This is a genomic window from Kitasatospora cinereorecta (assembly GCF_024172095.1).
GTDB classification, from domain to species: domain Bacteria; phylum Actinomycetota; class Actinomycetes; order Streptomycetales; family Streptomycetaceae; genus Kitasatospora; species Kitasatospora cinereorecta.
Genome location: NZ_JAMZDX010000005.1, coordinates 631,403 through 649,942 on the forward strand (window position 1 = coordinate 631,403; position 18,540 = coordinate 649,942).

16 protein-coding genes are annotated in these 18,540 nt (G+C 74.4%); 11 read left to right on the top strand and 5 right to left on the bottom strand.

Translation table 11 applies throughout. The features are described from left to right. The first annotated feature begins 71 nt into the window (after nucleotides 1–71). Entirely contained in the window at nucleotides 72–722 is a 651-nt protein-coding gene (locus FHR36_RS28500; protein ID WP_253801678.1) for a TetR/AcrR family transcriptional regulator, read from the top strand. Between the two features lie 15 nt (nucleotides 723–737). Here FHR36_RS28500 and FHR36_RS28505 read toward each other — a convergent pair whose 3' ends face one another. Next, nucleotides 738–2,279: a protein phosphatase 2C domain-containing protein gene (locus tag FHR36_RS28505; RefSeq protein ID WP_253801680.1), complete on the bottom strand. Its 1,542-nt coding sequence runs from the start codon at nucleotides 2,277–2,279 to the stop codon at nucleotides 738–740. Nucleotides 2,280–2,567: 288 nt separating this feature from the next. Here FHR36_RS28505 and FHR36_RS28510 point away from each other — a divergent pair, with 288 nt between their 5' ends. The 3 genes from FHR36_RS28510 to FHR36_RS28520 all read left to right on the top strand — a co-directional run bounded on the left by FHR36_RS28510 (nucleotide 2,568) and on the right by FHR36_RS28520 (nucleotide 4,579). Beyond that, entirely contained in the window at nucleotides 2,568–3,041 is a 474-nt protein-coding gene (locus FHR36_RS28510; protein WP_253801682.1) for a hypothetical protein, read from the top strand. A 114-nt stretch (nucleotides 3,042–3,155) separates the two neighbouring features. Then, entirely contained in the window at nucleotides 3,156–3,866 is a 711-nt protein-coding gene (locus FHR36_RS28515; protein WP_253801684.1) for a thioredoxin-like domain-containing protein, read from the top strand. 89 nt (nucleotides 3,867–3,955) lie between these two features. After that, a complete protein-coding gene (locus tag FHR36_RS28520) occupies nucleotides 3,956–4,579 on the top strand; it encodes a DUF305 domain-containing protein (protein ID WP_407660865.1) in 624 nt (207 codons plus the stop codon). A 104-nt stretch (nucleotides 4,580–4,683) separates the two neighbouring features. On the opposite strand, the gene FHR36_RS28525 is transcribed toward FHR36_RS28520, so the two are convergent. Further along, nucleotides 4,684–6,129, bottom strand: a complete 1,446-nt coding sequence (locus FHR36_RS28525; protein WP_253801686.1) for an MFS transporter — start codon at nucleotides 6,127–6,129, stop codon at nucleotides 4,684–4,686. Nucleotides 6,130–6,299: 170 nt separating this feature from the next. Here FHR36_RS28525 and FHR36_RS28530 point away from each other — a divergent pair, with 170 nt between their 5' ends. After that, entirely contained in the window at nucleotides 6,300–6,932 is a 633-nt protein-coding gene (locus FHR36_RS28530; RefSeq protein WP_253801688.1) for a MarR family winged helix-turn-helix transcriptional regulator, read from the top strand. A 47-nt stretch (nucleotides 6,933–6,979) separates the two neighbouring features. Here FHR36_RS28530 and FHR36_RS28535 read toward each other — a convergent pair whose 3' ends face one another. Both FHR36_RS28535 and FHR36_RS28540 read right to left on the bottom strand, forming a co-directional pair. Further along, entirely contained in the window at nucleotides 6,980–7,486 is a 507-nt protein-coding gene (locus tag FHR36_RS28535) for a methylated-DNA--[protein]-cysteine S-methyltransferase (protein ID WP_253801690.1), read from the bottom strand. After that, nucleotides 7,483–9,036 carry an AlkA N-terminal domain-containing protein gene (locus FHR36_RS28540; RefSeq protein ID WP_253801692.1) on the bottom strand — a complete coding sequence of 518 codons (1,554 nt, stop codon included), beginning with the start codon at nucleotides 9,034–9,036 and terminating at the stop codon, nucleotides 7,483–7,485. Before FHR36_RS28540 ends, FHR36_RS28535 begins: the two co-directional genes overlap by 4 nt. A gap of 313 nt (nucleotides 9,037–9,349) precedes the next feature. On the opposite strand from FHR36_RS28540, the gene FHR36_RS28545 reads away from it, so the two are divergent. Together FHR36_RS28545 and FHR36_RS28550 are read left to right on the top strand one after the other, a co-directional pair. After that, nucleotides 9,350–10,366 carry a LacI family DNA-binding transcriptional regulator gene (locus FHR36_RS28545; RefSeq protein ID WP_253801997.1) on the top strand — a complete coding sequence of 339 codons (1,017 nt, stop codon included), beginning with the start codon at nucleotides 9,350–9,352 and terminating at the stop codon, nucleotides 10,364–10,366. Nucleotides 10,367–10,388: 22 nt separating this feature from the next. Beyond that, the gene (locus FHR36_RS28550; protein ID WP_253801694.1) at nucleotides 10,389–10,637 is read left to right on the top strand and encodes an antitoxin VbhA family protein; all 249 of its coding nucleotides are present in this window, start codon (nucleotides 10,389–10,391) and stop codon (nucleotides 10,635–10,637) included. Nucleotides 10,638–10,756: 119 nt separating this feature from the next. On the opposite strand, the gene FHR36_RS28555 is transcribed toward FHR36_RS28550, so the two are convergent. Continuing rightward, nucleotides 10,757–13,633: a glycosyl hydrolase gene (locus FHR36_RS28555; protein ID WP_253801696.1), complete on the bottom strand. Its 2,877-nt coding sequence runs from the start codon at nucleotides 13,631–13,633 to the stop codon at nucleotides 10,757–10,759. 242 nt (nucleotides 13,634–13,875) lie between these two features. Here FHR36_RS28555 and FHR36_RS28560 point away from each other — a divergent pair, with 242 nt between their 5' ends. Genes FHR36_RS28560 through FHR36_RS28575 form a run of 4 tightly spaced genes read left to right on the top strand, consistent with a single transcriptional unit; the run spans nucleotide 13,876 to nucleotide 18,424 of the window. Beyond that, a complete protein-coding gene (locus FHR36_RS28560; RefSeq protein ID WP_253801698.1) occupies nucleotides 13,876–15,183 on the top strand; it encodes an ABC transporter substrate-binding protein in 1,308 nt (435 codons plus the stop codon). Between the two features lies 1 nt (nucleotide 15,184). After that, entirely contained in the window at nucleotides 15,185–16,126 is a 942-nt protein-coding gene (locus FHR36_RS28565) for a carbohydrate ABC transporter permease (protein ID WP_253801700.1), read from the top strand. Further along, nucleotides 16,045–16,968, top strand: coding sequence for a carbohydrate ABC transporter permease (locus FHR36_RS28570; protein ID WP_407660866.1), 924 nt, complete (start codon nucleotides 16,045–16,047; stop codon nucleotides 16,966–16,968). The genes FHR36_RS28565 and FHR36_RS28570 overlap by 82 nt, the downstream gene beginning before the upstream one ends. A 31-nt stretch (nucleotides 16,969–16,999) precedes the next feature. Beyond that, on the top strand, nucleotides 17,000–18,424 hold the full coding sequence (locus tag FHR36_RS28575; protein ID WP_253801704.1) for a GH1 family beta-glucosidase: 1,425 nt from the start codon (nucleotides 17,000–17,002) through the stop codon (nucleotides 18,422–18,424). Nucleotides 18,425–18,540: the final 116 nt, after the last annotated feature.

The following is an 18,540-nucleotide window of genomic DNA, read 5'->3' on the forward strand; positions in this document are numbered from 1 at the left end:
CGTGGGGACTTCGTGCGATCGGCGCGATCGGCCACGAGGACCGTCGGCCACGAGAACCGGAGGAAGTGCAGATGGCGCAGGTGCGGGCGCGACGTCCGGCCCGACCGCGCGAGGAGGTGTTCGCGGCCGCGCGGGCGGCGATCGCGGAACACGGCCTCGCCAAGCTGACCATGGCCGGCCTCGGCAAGCAGCTCCAGATGAGCGCCGGGCACCTCCTCTACTACTTCGGAAGCAAGGACCAGCTGCTGCTGGAGACCCTGCGCTGGAGCGAGGAGCAGCTCGGCGAGCGCCGCCGCGAGGCGCTCCGCCGACCCGGCTCCGGCGTCCGGGAGCGGCTCGCCGCGTACATCGGCCTCTACCTGCCGGAGGGCCCCGGCGATCCGCGCTGGATCCTCTGGCTCGAAGTGTGGGGACGCTCCCCGGCCAGCGCGGAGATCCGGCAGGGCCAGCTGGAGATCGAGGCGCCCTGGCAGGCCGACCTGGTCGGACTGATCGAGGAGGGCGTCGCGTCCGGCGTCTTCACGGAGGGCGGCGGTGGGCCGGTCGGCGGCGGTGACCGAGGCGACCTGGGCGGCGGCACGAGCGCGCAGCACCGGGCCACCCAGCTCCGTGCACTGCTCGACGGCTTCGCCGTCCCGGTCGCCATCGGCCTGCCCGGCGCCGACCGCGCCACCGCCACCGCCCAGGTCGCCTCGGTCACCGCCGTCCTGCTCGGTGCCTGAACCGGGACCGCGTCCTCACTCCGTCCAGAGCGCGGCGGCGGTCCGGTCGTCCGCGTAGCCCTTGGCCCGGACCTGGACCTGCCGGAGGAAGTCCACCGTGCCCGGCGGATGCGGGTGGGCCCAGTGGCTGGAGAGGAAGTGCGCCACGGCCGGTTCCTCGGAGACCGGCGTGGCCAGGCCCGGGGTGCACAGCAGCAGGATGTCGCCCGGGGTCGCGGGCACCAGCCGGAACCGGAACGGCCGCGGCACCTGCGCCGACTCCGCCGTCAACGCCGGCTGCCCGTCCGGGTGGTGCAGCAGCCGCGCACCGTACGCGTCGATCCAGTGGCCCGACCTGAGCAGGTAGAGGCCGCCCGGACCGGTGCCGAACGCGGCGCGGTGGGAGGCCGCCGGGTCGAGCGACACCATCAGGCAGTGCAGCGACGCCTGCTCGGCGTCCGGCGACTCGGGGTGGCCGCTGCGGAGCACCACGGCGGCCTGGGTGGCCAGCCGCTGCAGCCCGTACCGCAGCCGGTCCCGGGCGCCCGCCCGCAGATCGGCGGCCAGCTCGGCCCGGCTGCGGCCCACCGCACCGGCCAGCTGGCGCACCGCCTCCGCCGCGGCGGCGGAACCCCAGTGCGCCTCCGCCTCCCGCGCGGGGGCCGCCAGCACCGCGAGCAGCAGCCCGTCCTCGCCGCTGCCGAAGCGCACCGTCAGCAGCGCGTCCCGCCGCGGCTCGCCCCGGAAGCGGGCCGAGTCGCCGCGGACCGACGCCGCCCGCAGGACGGCGTTGCCGTACTGCGCGCCGTCCAGGACCGTGTCCGCCACCGCCGCCGCCAGCCGCTCCGGATCGGCGGCCGGCATCGCCGTCGGCTCCGGCCCGTACGTGGGCGGCCGCTCACCGACGTGCGGCACCGCCTCCTCCACCCGCGAACGCAACAGCTCCGACGGCGGCGCCACCCGGGGCACCGCCGAGGTGTCACCGTCGGCGGGATCCACCGGCGCCTCGGGTACGACGGCCGCCGGGGCGGCGGCTGCTCCGGCGGAAGCCTTGTCGAGCTGGGGCCCGTCCGGCGCACCGGCCCAGCGACCGGCGTGCGAGGCGTCCGGACTCCCCGGGACGGGGTCGGGCTCGGGGTGGGCCGGGGTGACGGGCCAGCGCGGATCGGCGGGGGTGTCGGCGGTCGGCACCCAGGGCCGGGGCACGCGGGTCTCGCCACCCGCGCTCGACGCGGTGTCGGCGGGCTCGTCCGCAGTCGGGGCGGGCGGGGCGGGCGGTACTGGGTCGGCTGCACCGGCCGCCGGATCGGACCATGCCTCGGCGGCCCGGGCCGACCGACCGCTGCGAGCACCGGCGTCGGCCTCCGGGTGCGGGCGGGGCGCAGCGCTCGCCCCGTCGGCCGGGGGACGCGGCGGGCCGATGAGCCCGACGGCGGATTCGAACCGGTCGTCGACGGTGGCGGTGTCCGCGGTGCCCGGCGGGGTCTCGGGGAGGGTGTCGGCGGGGCCCGCGTAGACCGCCTGCCACCAGCCGTCCTCGGGCCGCTGCTGCTGCGGGGGTGCGCCCTGGTCGCTCAACTGGCCGCTCCTCGTCCCTGGGTACCGTGTGCGTGCCGTCCGCCGAGCGGTCGGATTCTTGCCGGACTCGACGTCATTGTCCCCAACGACGAGAGCACTGTCCGGGAATCGCCCACATCACGGAAAGCGGTGGGCACGTGGTTCCGGCCACGGTCACAATCGGCACTCCAGTCCCTCCGAAACCGCCCCGAACAGGGACTTAAGACGTCCGAACATCCCATGGGCAACGGGAAAATGAAGTCCTGTGCGGGGCATCGCATCACCCGTTCGGCTGATTAATATGTGCGCATGACCGCGCCAGGATCGTTCGAGCCCATCCGGGGAAGGTCCGTTGTCGCGGACCGCCGCCCGGCCGTGGTGCTCTGGTCCCTGGTGCTGATCGGCCTGCTGACCGTGCTGCCGTGCGCCGGGACGGCGCGGGCGCTGTCCGGACCGCACCCCACGCCGGCCGCCCACACCGCCGGTCCCGCGGCAGCCACCGCCCACCACCGCACCACCGCCGTGACGGTCGAGAGCCGGGACGGCATCCCGTACGTCTGGTGCGCCGCCGAGGGCGAGCGCCCGATGCCGGGCAACGGCTGTTCCAGTCACGCGTTCTGCGCGCCCGAGTCGCAGCTCCCCAACGCCCCGCCGCAGCCGGCCGCAGCCGTGCTGCCCCGGCTGGTGGCGCCGGCCGCGCTGCCGCAGTGCACGCCGCCGGGCGCGCTCGTCGGCACCGATCACGCCCCGGACATCCACGTCCTGCAGGTCCATCGCTCCTGAGCGGAACCCACCGCCGGGTCCGGCCGTCACGGCCTCCCGCCCGGCGGCTCCGCTGCCCCCGCCACCCCCTCATACCGCCGTGCCAGCCGCACGGCGGGGACAAGGAATGACTCCATGGGTTCCGCCTCGAAGCAGTCCAACAAGGCGTCGAACAAGCCCAACGGCAAGGCCGCCCAGGCCGAGCGCCGGGCCAGGATCGCCGAGCTGCGCGCCGCCGAGGAGCGCCGCGAGAAGCGCAACCGGGCCGTCACCATCGCCGTGGCCTCCGCGGTCGTCGCCGCCATGATCGGCGGTGTCACCTGGATCACCCTCGGCGCCAAGCACAAGCAGGACCAGAAGGACGCCTCCGCCAAGGCCGCCGCGCAGGCGAAGAAGGACGCCGCCAACGTCCCGATCGACGGCGTGCAGACCTTCGACAACCTCTCCCGCAACCACGTCACCACGCCGGTCACCTACCCGCAGACCCCGCCGGTCGGCGGCGACCACAACCCGGTCTGGCTCGGCTGCATGGGCAACGTCTACGACCAGCCGGTGAAGAACGAGAACGCCGTCCACTCCCTGGAGCACGGCGCCGTCTGGGTGACGTACAACGGCAAGGCCACCCCGGAGGACATCAAGGCCCTCTCGGACAAGGTCAAGGCGACCCCGTACTCGCTGATGAGCCCCTACCCGGACGAGAAGGGCACCATCACCCTCTCCGCCTGGGGCACCCAGCTGGTCGTCGACAAGGCGGACGACCCGCGGGTCGAGAAGTTCTTCACCAAGTACGTCCAGGGTCCGCAGACCCAGGAGCCGGGCGCCTCCTGCAGCACGGGCTCGATGTGACCGGCGCCGAGGACGGCGCCGCGGCCGCCGAGCAGGACGTCCAGGACGTCCAGGACGGGACCCCGGCCGCACGGGGCCGGCGGCGGGCGCTGTGGTGGCCGGCCGCCCTGGCGGCCGTGGTCGCGCTGGCGCTCGGCGTACCGGCGCTGGTCGCCGGGGGCGGCAGCGCCTCCGGTACGGCTCCGGCGGCGGCCGCGGTGCCCGCGACGGACTCGGCCGACGCCGGCTTCGCCCGGGACATGGCCGCGCACCACCAGCAGGCGATCGACATGTCGTTCATCGTCCGCGACCGGACCCAGGACCAGGCGGTCCGCACCCTGGCGTTCGACATCATCAACACCCAGGCCAACCAGCGCGGCATGCTGATGGGCTGGCTCGACCAGTGGGGGCTGACCCAGTCCTCGCCGGCCAAGCCGATGGCGTGGATGGGGCACACCTACGAGGCCCACGACGGGTCGCTGATGCCCGGCATGGCGACCAACGCCGACCTCGACAAGCTGCGCGGGCTCAGCGGCCGCGACGCCGAGGTGTTCTACCTGCAGCTGATGATCGAGCACCACAAGGGCGGCGTGGCGATGGCCCAGGGCTACGTCGACGCCGGCTCCAACGCGGTCGAGAAGCACCTCGCCCAGACCATGGTCAACGGGCAGCTCGCCGAGATCGACCTGATCACCGGCATGCTCGCGGAGCGCGGCGCCAAGCCGCTCTCCTGACCGGGCGCCCGTCCGAAGGGCGCCGCCGGACCACTGCGGTCCGGCGGCGCCCTTCGCGCTGCTGCGCTGCTGCGCTGGACATTGGCCGGGACCGATCCCCCGGCTCAGGCCCGGCGGCGTATCCCGACCCCGGTGAGCGCGGCCGCCAGCACCGCCGTACCGGCGAGCAGCACCAGGACGGCGCGCCCGCCGGTGGCGTGCCCGGCCAAGTGCACCGCGAGGACCGGCAGCGCGGTGCCCAGCGCCGTACCGAGGCCGCGCACCATGCTGACCAGCCCGCCGCCGACCGCCGAGCTCTCCGCCGGGACGGCCCGCATCACCAGGGCGTTGTTGGCGGGCAGCAGCAGGCCGAGGCCGTAGCCGACCGCGAGCAGCGGGAGCGCGACGGTCAGCGGACCGACCGGGAGCGCGGCGAGCGCGAGCAGGCCGCCGCCGGCGGTCAGGGCGCCCCAGCGGCAGCGGGTGGCGTCCGCGCAGTCGCCGGGCAGCAGGCCGCCGCCGACCGTGGCGGCGAGGGCGAACGCCCCGGGCAGGGCGGTGATCACCAGTCCGGCGGTGGCGGCGGACACGCCCGCACCGGCCAGCATCACCGGGCCGAGCACCAGCGGACAGAACAGCAGCAGGTAGCCGACCAGGGCGATCAGCAGGCCGGCCCGGATGCCGGGGGTGTTGACCAGGCCGGGCGGGATGATCGGACGGTCCGCGCGCTGCTCCTGCCGGGTCAGCGCGACGCCGAGGCCGGCCGCGGCGAGCAGCAGGCCGGCGACGGCCCAGCCGGGCAGCGGCAGGCCGGAGGCGGCCGAGAGGGCGAGCAGCAGCGCGGTCGAGCAGCCGGCGAGCAGCAGCAGTCCCGGCAGGTCGAAGCGGGCCTCGCGCTCGGCGGGGCGGCGGTCCGGGCGGCCCTCCGGGTGGGTGCGGGGCAGCAGGTACCAGCCGGCCGCGATGCCCAGCACGCCGATCGGTACATTGACCCAGAACGCCCACCGCCACGAGGCGTGGGTGACCAGCAGCCCGCCGAGGGTCGGCCCGAGGGCGAGGCCGAGCGCCTGCGCGGCGGCCTGGATGCCGAGCGCGGTGCGCATCGCCCGCTCCGGTACGCCGCGGGCCACCAGGGCGACGCTGTTGGCCTGCATCATCGCGCCGCCGACCGCCTGGACGGCCCGGCAGGCGATGAGCAGGCCGAGGCTGCCGGACATGCCCGCGCCGAGCGAGGCGAGGGCGAAGACGGCGAAGCCGCCGATGTACATGGTCTTGCGACCGACCAGGTCGGAGAGCCGGCCGACCGGGGCGAGCAGGGCGACGAGGACGAGCAGGTAGGCCAGCGAGACCCACTCGACGGCGGCGAAGTTGGTGTCGAAGCGCTGCTGGAGGGCGGGGAAGACGAGCGAGGTGACGCTCGCCGTCAGCTGGCCGAGGAACGCGCCGAGGCAGACGGTGGCGACCGCCAGCCAGTGGGCGTGGCGCCAGCGCGCCACCACGCGGGGTCGGGGGTGCTCGGCGAGCAGCCGCTCGGCGAGCGAACGGGCGGGGCGGGCGGCTGAGGTGGACACAGGAAGAATATATCTGCTGCCGAGATAATCGCCCAAGGAGCATGTCGCCGAGCGATCATATCGCTCGGGGACAGGTCAGGGAGTCGCAGGCCCGGGCGGAGGCGACGCCCGACCGTTCACTCCCTGGTCAGCGCGTCGCCCACCGGCCGACGCCCGATACGCTGTCGGCCATGCCACCGCAGTCCGACGCCCCGTCCAGCCCGCCCGCGCCGTCCTCGCCCTCGGCGACCGCGCCGGCCTCCCCGGAGTCCGCGGCGGCGAAGTCCCCGGCAGCGGGGCCCGGGGCCGCGGAGTCCGTCCTGGAGGAGAGCGCGGCGATCGCCCGCGCCCAGCACCTGACCGACGTGATCACCCGTCTGCGGCGGGCCCTGCGCAGCAGCATCCGCACCGACTACCCGTGGGAGTCGCTGCCGATGGCCCAGGTCGAGCTGTTGCAGACGCTGGCGGCCGAACCGCTGCGGGTGGGCGAGCTCGCGGCCCGCCAGCGGCTGGCGCCGAACACCGTCAGCGGGCTGATCGGCAAGCTGCTGGACGCCGGCTTCGTCGACCGCCAGCCCGACCCCGGCGACCGCCGGACCGCCCGGATCGCCCTCACCGACGCGGGCCACCAGCAGCTGCGCGACTGGCAGCGCGCCCACGAGCGGCGGCTCGCGGACGCTCTGGAGAGCCTGGCCCCCGGCGACCGGGACGCCGTGATGCGCGCCCTCCCCGGCCTGGAACAGCTCGCCCGGGCGCTGTCCGCCCCGAGCCCCGCTCCGGCGCCGGCCCCGGCTGCGGCCCCGCGCGGCGACCGTCCGGCCTGAACTCCCCCGCCCTCCCGTCCTGCTGACCGCGCTCCTGCCGACCGCGCTCAGAACAGCGCGGCGCCGCTCTCGTGCGCCAGCAGCCAGCGCTTGGCGTCCACCCCGGCGGCGAAGCCGGTCAGCGCGCCGTTCGCACCCAGCACCCGGTGGCAGGGCCGGACGATCAGCAGCGGGTTGGCCCCGACCGCCCCGCCGACCGCCCGCACGGCCCGCGGCGACTGGCCGGCGGCCTCGCCGAGCTCGCCGTAGGTGACGGTGGCGCCGTACGGGATGTCGTCGAGCGCGGACCAGATCCGCTGCCGGAACTCGGTGCCGACCGGCGCCAGCGGCAGGTCGAAGCTCTTGAGGTCGCCGGCGAAGTAGGCGGTCAGCTGCTCGACCGCCGGGGCGAGCGCCTCCGGGTCGTGGACCCAGCCGTCGGCGGGCTCGGCGAGCGCGCCCTTCTGGCCGGGTGCGGTGACCGCGCTCAGGGCGAGCGGGCCGTCGCCTTCGTACACGCCGCTCAGCAGCAGCCGGCCGAGCGGACTGTCGAGGTGGGTGAACGCGGTTGTCATGCCGTCTCCTGCACACGGGTGTCAACGGGGGGAGTCACGAGGGAAGCCTGGGAGGTCACCGGGGTGGCGGCGGCCGCCGTCCAGAGGCGGTGGACGGCGTAGGAGCGCCAGGGCGCCCAGGCCGTTCCGGCCGCCGCGGCGGCCTTGGCGTCGCCCGGCAGGCCGAGCCTGCGCAGGCCATCGCGGACACCGATGTCACCGGGGAGGAACACGTCCGGGTCGGCGAGGGCCCGCATCCGAAGGTAGCCGACCGTCCACGGGCCGATGCCCGGAAGAGCGAGCAGCTCGGCGGCGGCCTCCTCGCGGTCGACGCCGGGGTCGAGCCGGACGGCGCCCTCGGCGAGCGCCGCGCACAGGCCGGTCAGCGCCCGCTTGCGGGCGGCGGGCATGGCCAGGTCGGCCGGGTCGGCGCCGGCCAGCGCGGCGGCGGTGGGGAACAGCAGCCGCAGTCCACCGCTGGGCTCCGGCAGCGCGGCGCCGTACGTCGCGGCGAGCCGGCCGGCCAGCGTCCGCGCGGCGGCCACGGTGACCTGCTGCCCGAGCACGGCGCGGACCGCCAGCTCGTGCGGGTCGACATGGCCCGGCGAGCGCAGCCCGGGGCGGGTGAGCACCTGCGCCGCGAACACCGGGTCGGCGCCGAGCCGGCCGTCCACCGCGTCCGGGTCCGCGTCCAGGTCGAACAGGGCGCGCAGCCGGTGGACGGCGGTGGTCAGGTCGCGCAGGTCGGCGAGGACCAGTCGGCAGTCCAGCCAGCCCCGGGTCGGCCGGTCGGCCGCCCCGAGCCCGTCGACCTCGGCGATGCCGCGGCCGTACGGGAGGGCCAGCGTGCGGCGGTAGGTGCGCACGCCCGGCCGGGTGCCGGGGACGACCTCCTCCACGCCGGGAACGGCACGCAGGGCCAGGAAGTCCAGCAGGTGGTCGCTGTCCAGCGCACCCCGGTAGGCGAGCCGCAGGCTCAGCCCGCCGGCGGGCGCCGCGGGGCGGCGGCCGACGGTGCGCTCGGTCCGCAGCCCGCTCGGCGTGCGGTCGTACACCTCGCGCACGGTGTCGTTGAACTGCCGGACGGAGGCGAAGCCGGCCGCGAAGGCCACCTCGGTGACCGGCAGTTCGGTGGTCTGCAGCAGCAGCCGGGCGGTCTGGGCGCGCTGGGCCCGGGCGAGCGCGAGCGGCCCCGCGCCCAGCTCGGCGGTCAGCTGGCGCTGCAGTTGGCGGGAGCTGTAGCCGAGCCGGGTGGCGAGGCCCGCGACGCCCTCGCGGTCCACCACACCGTCGCCGATCAGCCGCATCGCGCGGCCGACCAGGTCGGCACGGTGGTTCCACTCCGGCGAACCGGGCACCGAGTCCGGTCGGCAGCGCCGGCAGGCGCGGTAGCCGGCGCCCTGGGCAGCGGCGGCGGTCGGGTAGAAGGTGCAGTTGACCCGCTTCGGGGTCACCGCGGGGCAGCTCGGTCGGCAGTAGATGCCGGTGGTGCGGACGGCCGTGAAGAAGACCCCGTCGAAGCGGGCGTCCCGGCTGTCCACCGCCCGGTACCTGGTCTCGTCGTCGATCACGCCCTCCAGTCTGCGTCACCCGGAGAGCATCGACTGGCGGGAATCGGACATGGGCGTCGGGGAGGTGCCGGGGAGGTCCGCCGCCGACGGTTCCCGAACGAAGCGTGAGCCCCCGGCTTGGGCCGAGTTGCTCAGAGAGCGCTCTCATCAGGGCGGACGACCCGATAGGCTCTGGGGCGTGGAGCAGAGTCCGCGCCTGACCGCAGGCCGGCCGAATCGAGGAGAGGAGCCCACGGTGGCCGATCACACCGCGCGACCCGCGCACACCGCGCAGCCCGCCGCCGAACCCGGGGCCGCCCTCCCGCGCCCCACCCTGGAATCGGTCGCCGAACGCGCCGGGGTCTCCCGGGCCACCGCGTCCCGGGTGGTCAACGGCGGCGCCGGCGTCCGCGCGGAACTGCGCGAGAAGGTCCGGCTCGCCGTCGACGAACTCGGCTACGTCCCCAACCTCGCCGCCCGCACCCTGGTCACCCGCCGCAACGGCGCCGTCGCCGTGGTCGTCGCCGAACCCGAGAGCCGCCTGTTCTCCGACCCGTTCTTCGCCCAGCACCTGCGCGGCATCAGCCGCGAACTGTCCGCCGCCGACAACCAGATGCTCCTGCTGCTGATCGAGGACCAACGCGACTACGACCGCGTCGGCCGGTACCTCGCGGGCGGACACGTCGACGGCGTCCTGCTGTTCTCGCTCCACCACGCCGACCCCATGCCGGAGACCGCCCGCCGGGTCGGCCTGCCCTTCGTCGTCGGCGGCCGCCCCGGCTGGCCCGGCGCCGAGTCCGAACGCGACCTGGTCTACGTCGACAGCGACAACCGCGGCGGCGCCCGCCTCGCCGTCCAGCACCTCAGATCGCTCGGCCGCCGCCGGATCGCCACCATCACCGGCCCGCTCGACCAGACCTCCTCGCTCGACCGCCTCGACGGCTACCGCGACCTGCTGCCCGACGGCGACCCCGACCTGATCGCCGAAGGCGACTTCACCCCCGACGGCGGCGGCCGCGCCATGGCCGAACTCCTCGCCCGCTGCCCCGACCTGGACGCGGTCTTCGCCGGCTCCGACGCGATGGCCTCCGGCGCGCTCAAGGTGCTCCGCGAGGCCGGCCGCCGCGTCCCCGAGGACGTCGCCGTGGTCGGCTTCGACGACGTCGAGTCCATCGCCGCCTGGACCGACCCGCCGCTCACCACCGTCCGCCAGGACATCGAGGAGATGGGCCGCCTGATGGCCCGCCTCCTCCTGCGCCGCCTCGCCGACCCCACCACCTCCGCCACCCGCGTCGCCGCCCCCACCTCCGTCATCACCCCCACCCACCTGGTCATCCGCGCCTCCGCCTGACCGGCGGGGAAAGCAGGTACGCATGCGCGACGGCGACCGCAACGGCGTCGACGCGGGACCGGCCGCCGAGAGCGCCCACCGGCTGCCGCAGGCCGCCCGACTCGCGGCCGCGCGGTCGGTCGCCGCCTCGCTCGCCGCCGAGGGCGTCAGCGTCGGCCCGGCCGCGGCCGCCGACACCGAGGCGTACGTGCGTGTCGCCATCGACGCCGACGAACTCGTGGCCCGGGCCGTCGCCCGCCACCGGCGCCGCCCGGAGCCGCACACGACCTGAGCGCGCGGCAGCGGCGGCACGACGGGCTGCCACAGCAAACCCCGCCGGACCCGGAACGCGGGCCGGCCTCCGGGCCCGCCGGGTGGGCGGGGTCGGAGGCCGGCGGTGTCCGGGTGGGGTCAGTCGAAGGGGATGCGGAGGACGGAGGCGTTGCCCTGGGCCTGGGTGGCGCCGGCGCGGAGTTGGGTCGGCCCGGTGCCGATGGCGGACCAGACTTCGAGGCGGACGGTGCCGTTGGTGAGGTTGCTGAGGGCGCCGGTGGCGCTCTGGAGGCCCGCGGTGGCGGCGGAGTAGCGCTCCCAGCCGGTCACCGGGTCGGTGGCGAAGTAGCGGTAGGTCTCGACGCGGTCGAAGACGCCGTCGCCGTTGAGGTCGTAGGAGACCCTGGCCTGCTGGCCGAGGCCGACGGCGCTGCCGGCGTCGACGTAGAGGTCGAAGTCGGTGGTGGCGCCGGCCCGCAGGGTGCCGTTGACGTTGCGGATCTCGTAGACGGTCGGCTGGTAGGGGGTGCCGTCGTGGTTGGTGCCGCCGGCGGAGGCGAGGGTGTCGGCGGTGGCGCCGGTGCCGTACGCGGTGCTGAGGCCGCCGCCGGGCTGGAGGAGGAAGGTGTTGCCGGTGGCGGGCGGCACGGTCGGGGTCGGACTCGGGGTGGGACTCGGCGTGGGCGTCGGGGTCGGGGTGGGCGACGGGTTCGTCCCGCCGGTGCCGCCGTCCTGGAAGGTGCCGCGTTCGCTGGCGGTGGAGCGGGCCGGGACGGTGAGCGTGTAGCCGTCGGAGAACCGGACGGCGCGTGCGGCGGTGGTGTAGTTGTGCGCCACGTGGGTGCGGGTCGTGCCGCTCACGAAGACGGCGGCGGTCGGGGTGTCGGCGGTGGTGGCGGGGTCGAGGGTGCCGAGGGCGGCGAGGTTCTGGATCCAGTGGTAGGTGTGGGCCCTGGACTCACCCTCCTCGGGGGTGTACCCGGCGTTGCCGGCGTCCCAGTCGGCCTTGGCGGCGGCCGGGTCGGTGAGGGCTTCGGCCTCCCAGAGCAGGTCGCGCCAGTCGGTGAAGGCGCCGCCGTTGTCGGCGCGCAGTTCGGCGAGGTTGGCGGCGAGGTCGTCCCGCCGCCGGGCGAGGTAGAGCGAGGCACCGGTGACGGGGAGGAAGTTGATGCCGTGGATCATGCCGGGGGCAGCCGTCCACCAGGTGGAGTAGGCGGCGCCGCTGCCCCAGACCATGCCGGCGGTGCCGTGGTGGAAGCCGGCGGGGAAGACCTGGTGGTCGGCGTCGAACCAGTACTGCTGCACCGCGTTGGCCTCGGTGGTGTACAGGTAGATGCCGAGGTCGCGCAGGGCGGTGTCGCCGGTGGCGGAGCCGAAGAGGATCAGGCCGGAGCTGAAGTTCAGCGACTCGGAGGAGGACTCCTCGTTGTTGCCGGCGGCGAAGCCGGCGTGCCCGGAGGCCCAGCCGTGGCCGGCGTAGGGGTCGAAGTTGCGCAGCAGCGGGAAGCGGTCGTCGGCGCGGTCGGCGTTGGCGGCGTCCTTGGCGAGCAGCTTGACCATGCCGCCCCAGGCGGAGTCGGCGGCCCAGGCGGAGTCGTAGCGGGCGACGGTGGCGGCGGCCTGGACGAAGTAGCCGTAGTGGAAGTGGTGGTCGTTGAGTTCGGCGTCGGTGCCGTAGGAGGCGGGGTAGCCGATCAGGGTCTTCCACACCTGGTCGTAGGCGAAGCCGGGTGAGCCGGTGCCGCGGAACCAGGTCTCCAGCTTGCCCTTGATCAGTCCGAGCAGCTTGTCGCGGACCGCGGTGTCGCCCACCTGGTCGGCGATCGGGACGAGTTGGGCGAGGCGGCCGAGGGCCTTGCCGGTCCAGTAGGTGTCGGTGGCGCCGCTGTACGGGTCGGCGGCGTCGGCGGCCTGGTGGAGGTAGCCGTCGAGGGCGGCGCGGTCGGCGGCGCCGGTGTCGGGGAGCGAGGGGAGCACGCCGGTGACGCTCTGGACGGTGCTGAACGCGGTGCCCTCGCGGACCTTCATGGCGCCGCGCGGGGAGGTGTAGGTCAGCGCGGTCAGCGGGTCGCCGGTGGCCTGCCACTGGTGCGGGTAGAGGGCGAGCAGGGTGCCGGTCTGCGTGCCCTCCTGGGGCGTGGTGGTGGCGGTGTACGTGGTGGTGAGGGTGGCGGCGGAGGCCTGGTAACTCCAGTCGACCCGGGTGTCGGTGACGAAGCTGTACGCGTACGTGCGGTACGTCGCCAGGTCGGCGGGCGAGGGCAGGACGGCGACGGAGTAGTAGTCGCGGCCGCCGAGGTCGGCGGTCAGGGTGGTGCCGTTGACGGTCCAGTCGGTGCCGGTGGGCGCGAACAGGCCGTAGTGGTGGCCGCCGACGGTGATGCCGAGGACGTTGCCCTGGTCGGCGAAGACGGTGGGCGCGGCGGCGGTGGTGACCTGGGCGGCGCCGCCGGTGGCGTGCGCGTAGACGTACGGCAGGCCGTGGCCGATGGTGGCGCTGAAGGTGCGGGCGCCGTCGGACCAGTACGGGGTGACGGTCCAGTCGGACCAGCCGTCGACCTTGGTGTCGGGCGAGTTGAGGCCGGCCACGCCGAGGGTGAGGTCCCGGGCGTGGGTGTAGTCGTACTGGCGGCCGTCGGCGGTCACGGTCGGGGTGGTGGGGTAGCCGACCTCGAGGCCGCCGGCGCCCGCCTTGAAGGTGAAGGGGTGGGCGTAGAGGTTCTCGGAGTACGGGTTGCCCGCGTAGCGCTGGTAGATCAGCGAGGACCACCAGTCGTTGGTGGGTGCGGCGCGGCCGGCCGCGCGCGGGGTGACCTTGGGGGTGACAGGGGCACCGTCGGAGTTGGTGGGGCCGGTGGTGCCGGCCGGGCGGGTGTCGGTGTAGCCGCCGAGTCCGACCGGGACGGTCGCCGCGGCGGCGGTGCCGGCGCCGACGGTCGCGGTCAGGGCCGCCGCGGCCGCCAGGGCCAGCGCGGTGACCGCGGCCGCCGGGCCGCGGAGGGGTCTGGGCTTCATGGGTAGCCACCTCGGGTGGGGGACGGTGGGAACGGAGCAAAGGCTGAGAGCGCTCTCACCGATCGGGACCGTAGAGCGCCCGGGGAGGGGTGTCAACGCCTTCGGCAGCTTCAACCCTCGAACGCGGAAGGCTTGATGACCCGGATGTCACGTTCAGGTTTCGACTCTTGACGCATCGAACAGCGGACGGCAGTCTCCTGGCAGCGCTGAGAGCGCTCTCAGAGAATCAGGAGGCACCACCCATGGCCCCGTTCAGAGCCCGTCGCACCACCGTCGTCCTCGGCTCCACCGCACTCGCCGCATCCCTCCTGCTCACCGCGTGCGGCAGCGGCAGCGGTAGCGGCTCCACGGACTCCGCCGGCGGCAAGGTGACGCTCACCGTGGACCTCTTCGGCACCTTCGGGTTCAAGGAGAGCGGTCTCTACGACGAGTACATGAAGACCCACCCGAACATCACCATCAAGCAGACCGACACCCAGGACGAGGGCCAGTACTGGCAGGCCCTGCAGACCAAGCTGGCCGGCGGCGGCGGACTCGCCGACATCCAGGGCCTGGAGGTCGGCCGGGTCGCCAGCGTGCTGCAGAAGCAGGCCGACCGCTTCACCGACCTGCGCACCCTCGGCCTCGGCGGCGTCAACGACGAGCTGGTGGCGTGGAAGGGCGCCGCGGTGAAGACCGCCGACGGCAAGGTGCTCGGCGCCGGCACCGACATCGGCCCGGAGGCGATCTGCTTCCGCACCGACCTCTTCAAGGCCGCCGGCCTGCCCACCGACCGCACCGAGCTGGCCGCCAAGTGGTCCACCTGGCAGGGCTACCTGGACCTCGGCAAGCAGTACGCGGCCAAGGCCGAGGCGGGCAACGCCTGGACCGACAGCGCGGCGGGCATGTTCACCGCCGAGGTCGGCCAGCAGAAGGTCCGCTACAGCGACGAGGGCGGCAAGCCGGTCTACGACAGCAGCCCCGCGGTGAAGACCGCCTGGACCGACGCCACCGCGCTGGTCGCCGACGGCCTCTCGGCCAAGCTGCCGCAGTGGACCCCGGAGTGGAACAAGGCCTTCACCACCGGCAAGTTCGCCACCCTCAGCTGCCCCGCCTGGATGATCGGCTACATCAAGGGCCAGGCCGGCGACGGCGGTTCGGGCAAGTGGGACATCGCCCCCGGACCCGGCCGGACCGGCAACTGGGGCGGCTCCTACCTGACCATCCCGAAGACCGCCAAGCACCCCAAGGAGGCGGCCGAGCTGGTCAAGTGGCTGACCGCCAAGGAGCAGCAGACCGTGCTGTTCACCAAGCAGGGCTCCTTCCCCTCCTCGACCGGCGCCCAGGCCGCGATCAAGGACGTCGCCGACCCGTACTTCAACAACGCCCCGATCGGCCGGATCTTCAGCGAGTCGGCGGCCGCCATGCCGGCCCAGGTGCTGGGCACCGACGACGGCGTGATCGGCAAGGCCTTCACCGACGCCCTCGGCGAGGTCGAGCGCACCAACACCGCGCCCGACACCGCGTGGAAGCACGCGCTGGACAACGTCAAGAAGGCTTCCGGCAGCTGACATGGCCCTCACCTCCTCGGCCCGCCTCCCGGCCGCCGGCGCCTCCCGGGTGCGCCGGCGCCCGGCCCGGCGGCTCGCCCCGTACGGCTTCGTCGCGCCGTTCTTTGTGCTCTTCGCCGCCTTCGGCCTCTTCCCGCTGCTCTACACCGCCTACGTCTCGCTGCACCGGGTGGAGCTGCAGACCTCCGACCGGATGGACTGGCTGGGGCTGCAGAACTACACCCGGCTGTTCGAGGACCCGTTCTTCTGGAACGCGCTGCGCAACACCTTCACCATCGGCGTGCTGTCCACCGTCCCGCAGCTGCTGATGGCGCTCGGCCTGGCCCACCTGCTCAACTACCGGCTGCGCGGCCGCACCTTCCTGCGGGTCGCGATGCTGATGCCGTACGCCACCTCGGTGGCCGCCGCCACCCTGGTCTTCGCCCAGCTCTTCGGCCGCGACTACGGGCTGATCAACTGGGCGCTGCACGGCATCGGACTCGACCCGGTGGACTGGCAGGCCGACACCTGGGCCTCCCAGATCGGCGTCTCGACCATCGTCACCTGGCGCTGGACCGGCTACAACGCGCTGATCTACCTGGCCGGGATGCAGGCCATCCCCGGCGAGCTGTACGAGTCGGCCGCGGTCGACGGCGCCTCCCGCTGGCAGCAGTTCCGCCACGTCACGATCCCCGGGCTGCGCCCGACCATCGTCTTCACCGTGGTGGTCTCCACCATCGGCGCCACCCAGCTGTTCGGCGAACCGCTGCTGTACGAGGGCAACGCCGGCGGCGGCATCTCGCACCAGTACCAGACCCTCGGCCTGTACCTGTACGAGCAGGGCTGGAGCTTCTTCCACCTCGGCCGCGCCGCGGCCGTGGCCTGGGTGATGTTCCTGCTGATCGTGGTGCTGGCCGGACTCAACGCGGCGCTCGCCGCCCGACGCAACCGGACCGGGGGGTGAACCGCGTGCTCGCAGTGAAGCGCTCCCCGCTGCAGGGCGGCCCGCTCGCCTACACCGTGCTGGCCCTGGCCGCACTGGTGTCGGTGTTCCCGTTCTACTGGACGCTGGTCGCGGCCAGCCGCTCCAACGCCGAACTGAGCTCGCCCACCCCGGCGCTCACCCCGGGGCCCAACCTGTTCCACAACATCGGCGCGGCACTGCAGCAGGCCGACATCGGCACCGCGCTGCTCAACTCGCTGATCGTCTCCGGCACGGTCACCGCCGGTGTGGTGCTCTCCTCCACCCTGGCCGGCTTCGCCTTCGCCAAGCTGCGCTTCCGCGGCCGCAGGGCGCTGCTCGGGGTGACGGTGGGCACCATGATGATCCCGCCGCAGCTCGGGGTGATCCCGCTGTTCATGGTGATCGTCCGGCTGGACCTGCAGAACAAGCTGCCCTCGGTCGTCCTGCCCTCGCTGGTCTCGGCGTTCGGGGTGTTCTTCATGCGCCAATACCTGCTGCAGGCGCTGCCCGACGAGCTGATCGAGGCCGGCCGGGTGGACGGCGCCTCGCTGCTGCGGATCTTCCGCTCGATCGTGCTGCCGGCGGCCCGGCCCGGCATGGCCGTGCTGGGCATGCTCACCTTCATGGCCACCTGGAACGACTTCTTCTGGCCGATCGTGGCACTCAGTTCGCAGAACCCCACGGTGCAGGTCGCGTTGAAGTCACTGGGCCAGGGCTACGTCCCGGACCAGTCGATCATCATGGCCGGCACCCTGCTCGGCACCCTGCCGGTCCTGGTGGTCTTCGGACTGCTCGGACGGCAGATCGTCGGCGGCATCATGCAGGGCGCCGTCAAGGGCTGACCGAACCCCAACCTCCCCACTGGAAGGCGACATGACCGTCGAAGCTCTGCCCTCCCCCGTCCGCACCGGCTTCCCGACCGGATTCGTGTGGGGGGCGGCGACCGCCGCGTACCAGATCGAGGGCGCCGCCGGCGAGGACGGCCGCACCCCGTCGATCTGGGACACCTTCAGCCGCGTCCCGGGCGCCGTCCGCAACGGCGACACCGGCGACATCGCGGCCGACCACTACCACCGCTACCGCGACGACGTCGCGCTGATGGCCGAACTCGGCCTCGGCGCCTACCGGTTCTCGCTCTCCTGGCCGCGGATCCAGCCCGGCGGCCGGGGCCCGGCCAACCCGGCCGGCCTCGACTTCTACGACCGGCTGGTGGACGAGCTGCTGGCACACGGGATCACCCCCGTCGCCACCCTCTACCACTGGGACCTGCCGCAGGAGCTGGAGTCCGCCGGCGGCTGGCCGGTCCGCGACACCGCGTACCGCTTCGCCGAGTACGCGCAGCTGGCCGCCAGCCGGCTCGGCGACCGGATCCCCACCTGGACCACCCTCAACGAGCCCTGGTGCAGCGCCTTCCTCGGCTACGGCAGCGGGGTGCACGCCCCCGGCCGGACCGACCCGGCCGACGCGCTCGCCGCCCACCACCACCTGCTGCTGGCGCACGGCCTAGGCACCGCCGCGCTGCGCGCCGAACTGCCGGCCGCCGCACAGGTCTCGCTCACCCTCAACCTGGCGGCCGTCCGCCCGCTCTCCACCGACCCGGGCGACCTGGACGCCGCCCGCCGGGTCGACGGGCTGGCCAACCGGATCTTCCTCGACCCGGTCTTCCACGGCCGCTACCCGGCCGACGTGCTCGCCGACACCGCCGCGGTCACCGACTGGTCCTTCGTCCACGACGGCGACCTGGCCGAGATCTCCCGGCCGATCGATTCGCTCGGCATCAACTACTACACCCCGACCGTGGTCGCCGCCGACGACCCGGGCGCCCCCGCCCCGCGGCAGGACGGCCACCAGGGCGAGCGCTCGCCCTGGCCCGCCGACGCCGGGATCCGCTTCCTGCCCGCCGAGGGCAACCGCACCGCGATGGGCTGGCCGGTCGACGCGGACGGGCTGTACGAGCTGCTCACCCGGCTGCGCGACGACCTGCCCGGCACCCCGCTGCTGGTCACCGAGAACGGCGCGGCGTACGAGGACTACAGCGACCCGTCCGGCGCGGTGCACGATCCGGAACGGGTGGCCTACCTGCACGGGCACCTGTCCGCGGTGCGGCGGGCGATCGCGGACGGCGCGCCGGTGAACGGCTACTTCCTCTGGTCGCTGCTGGACAACTTCGAGTGGGCGTACGGCTACAGCAAGCGCTTCGGCATCGTGCACGTCGACTTCGCCAGCCAGCGGCGCACGCCCAAGGACAGCGCCCGCTGGTACGCCGAGGTGGTGCGCACCGGCGAGCTGCCGGACTGACCGCACCCGCGGGTCGGCCGACCCGAGCGGCGGAGCGGGCGCCGGGGACCTGACCCCGGGCGCCCGCTCCGTCATGCCTCGCGCCGGTGCCCTCGCACTGGCGCCCTGCGCTGCGG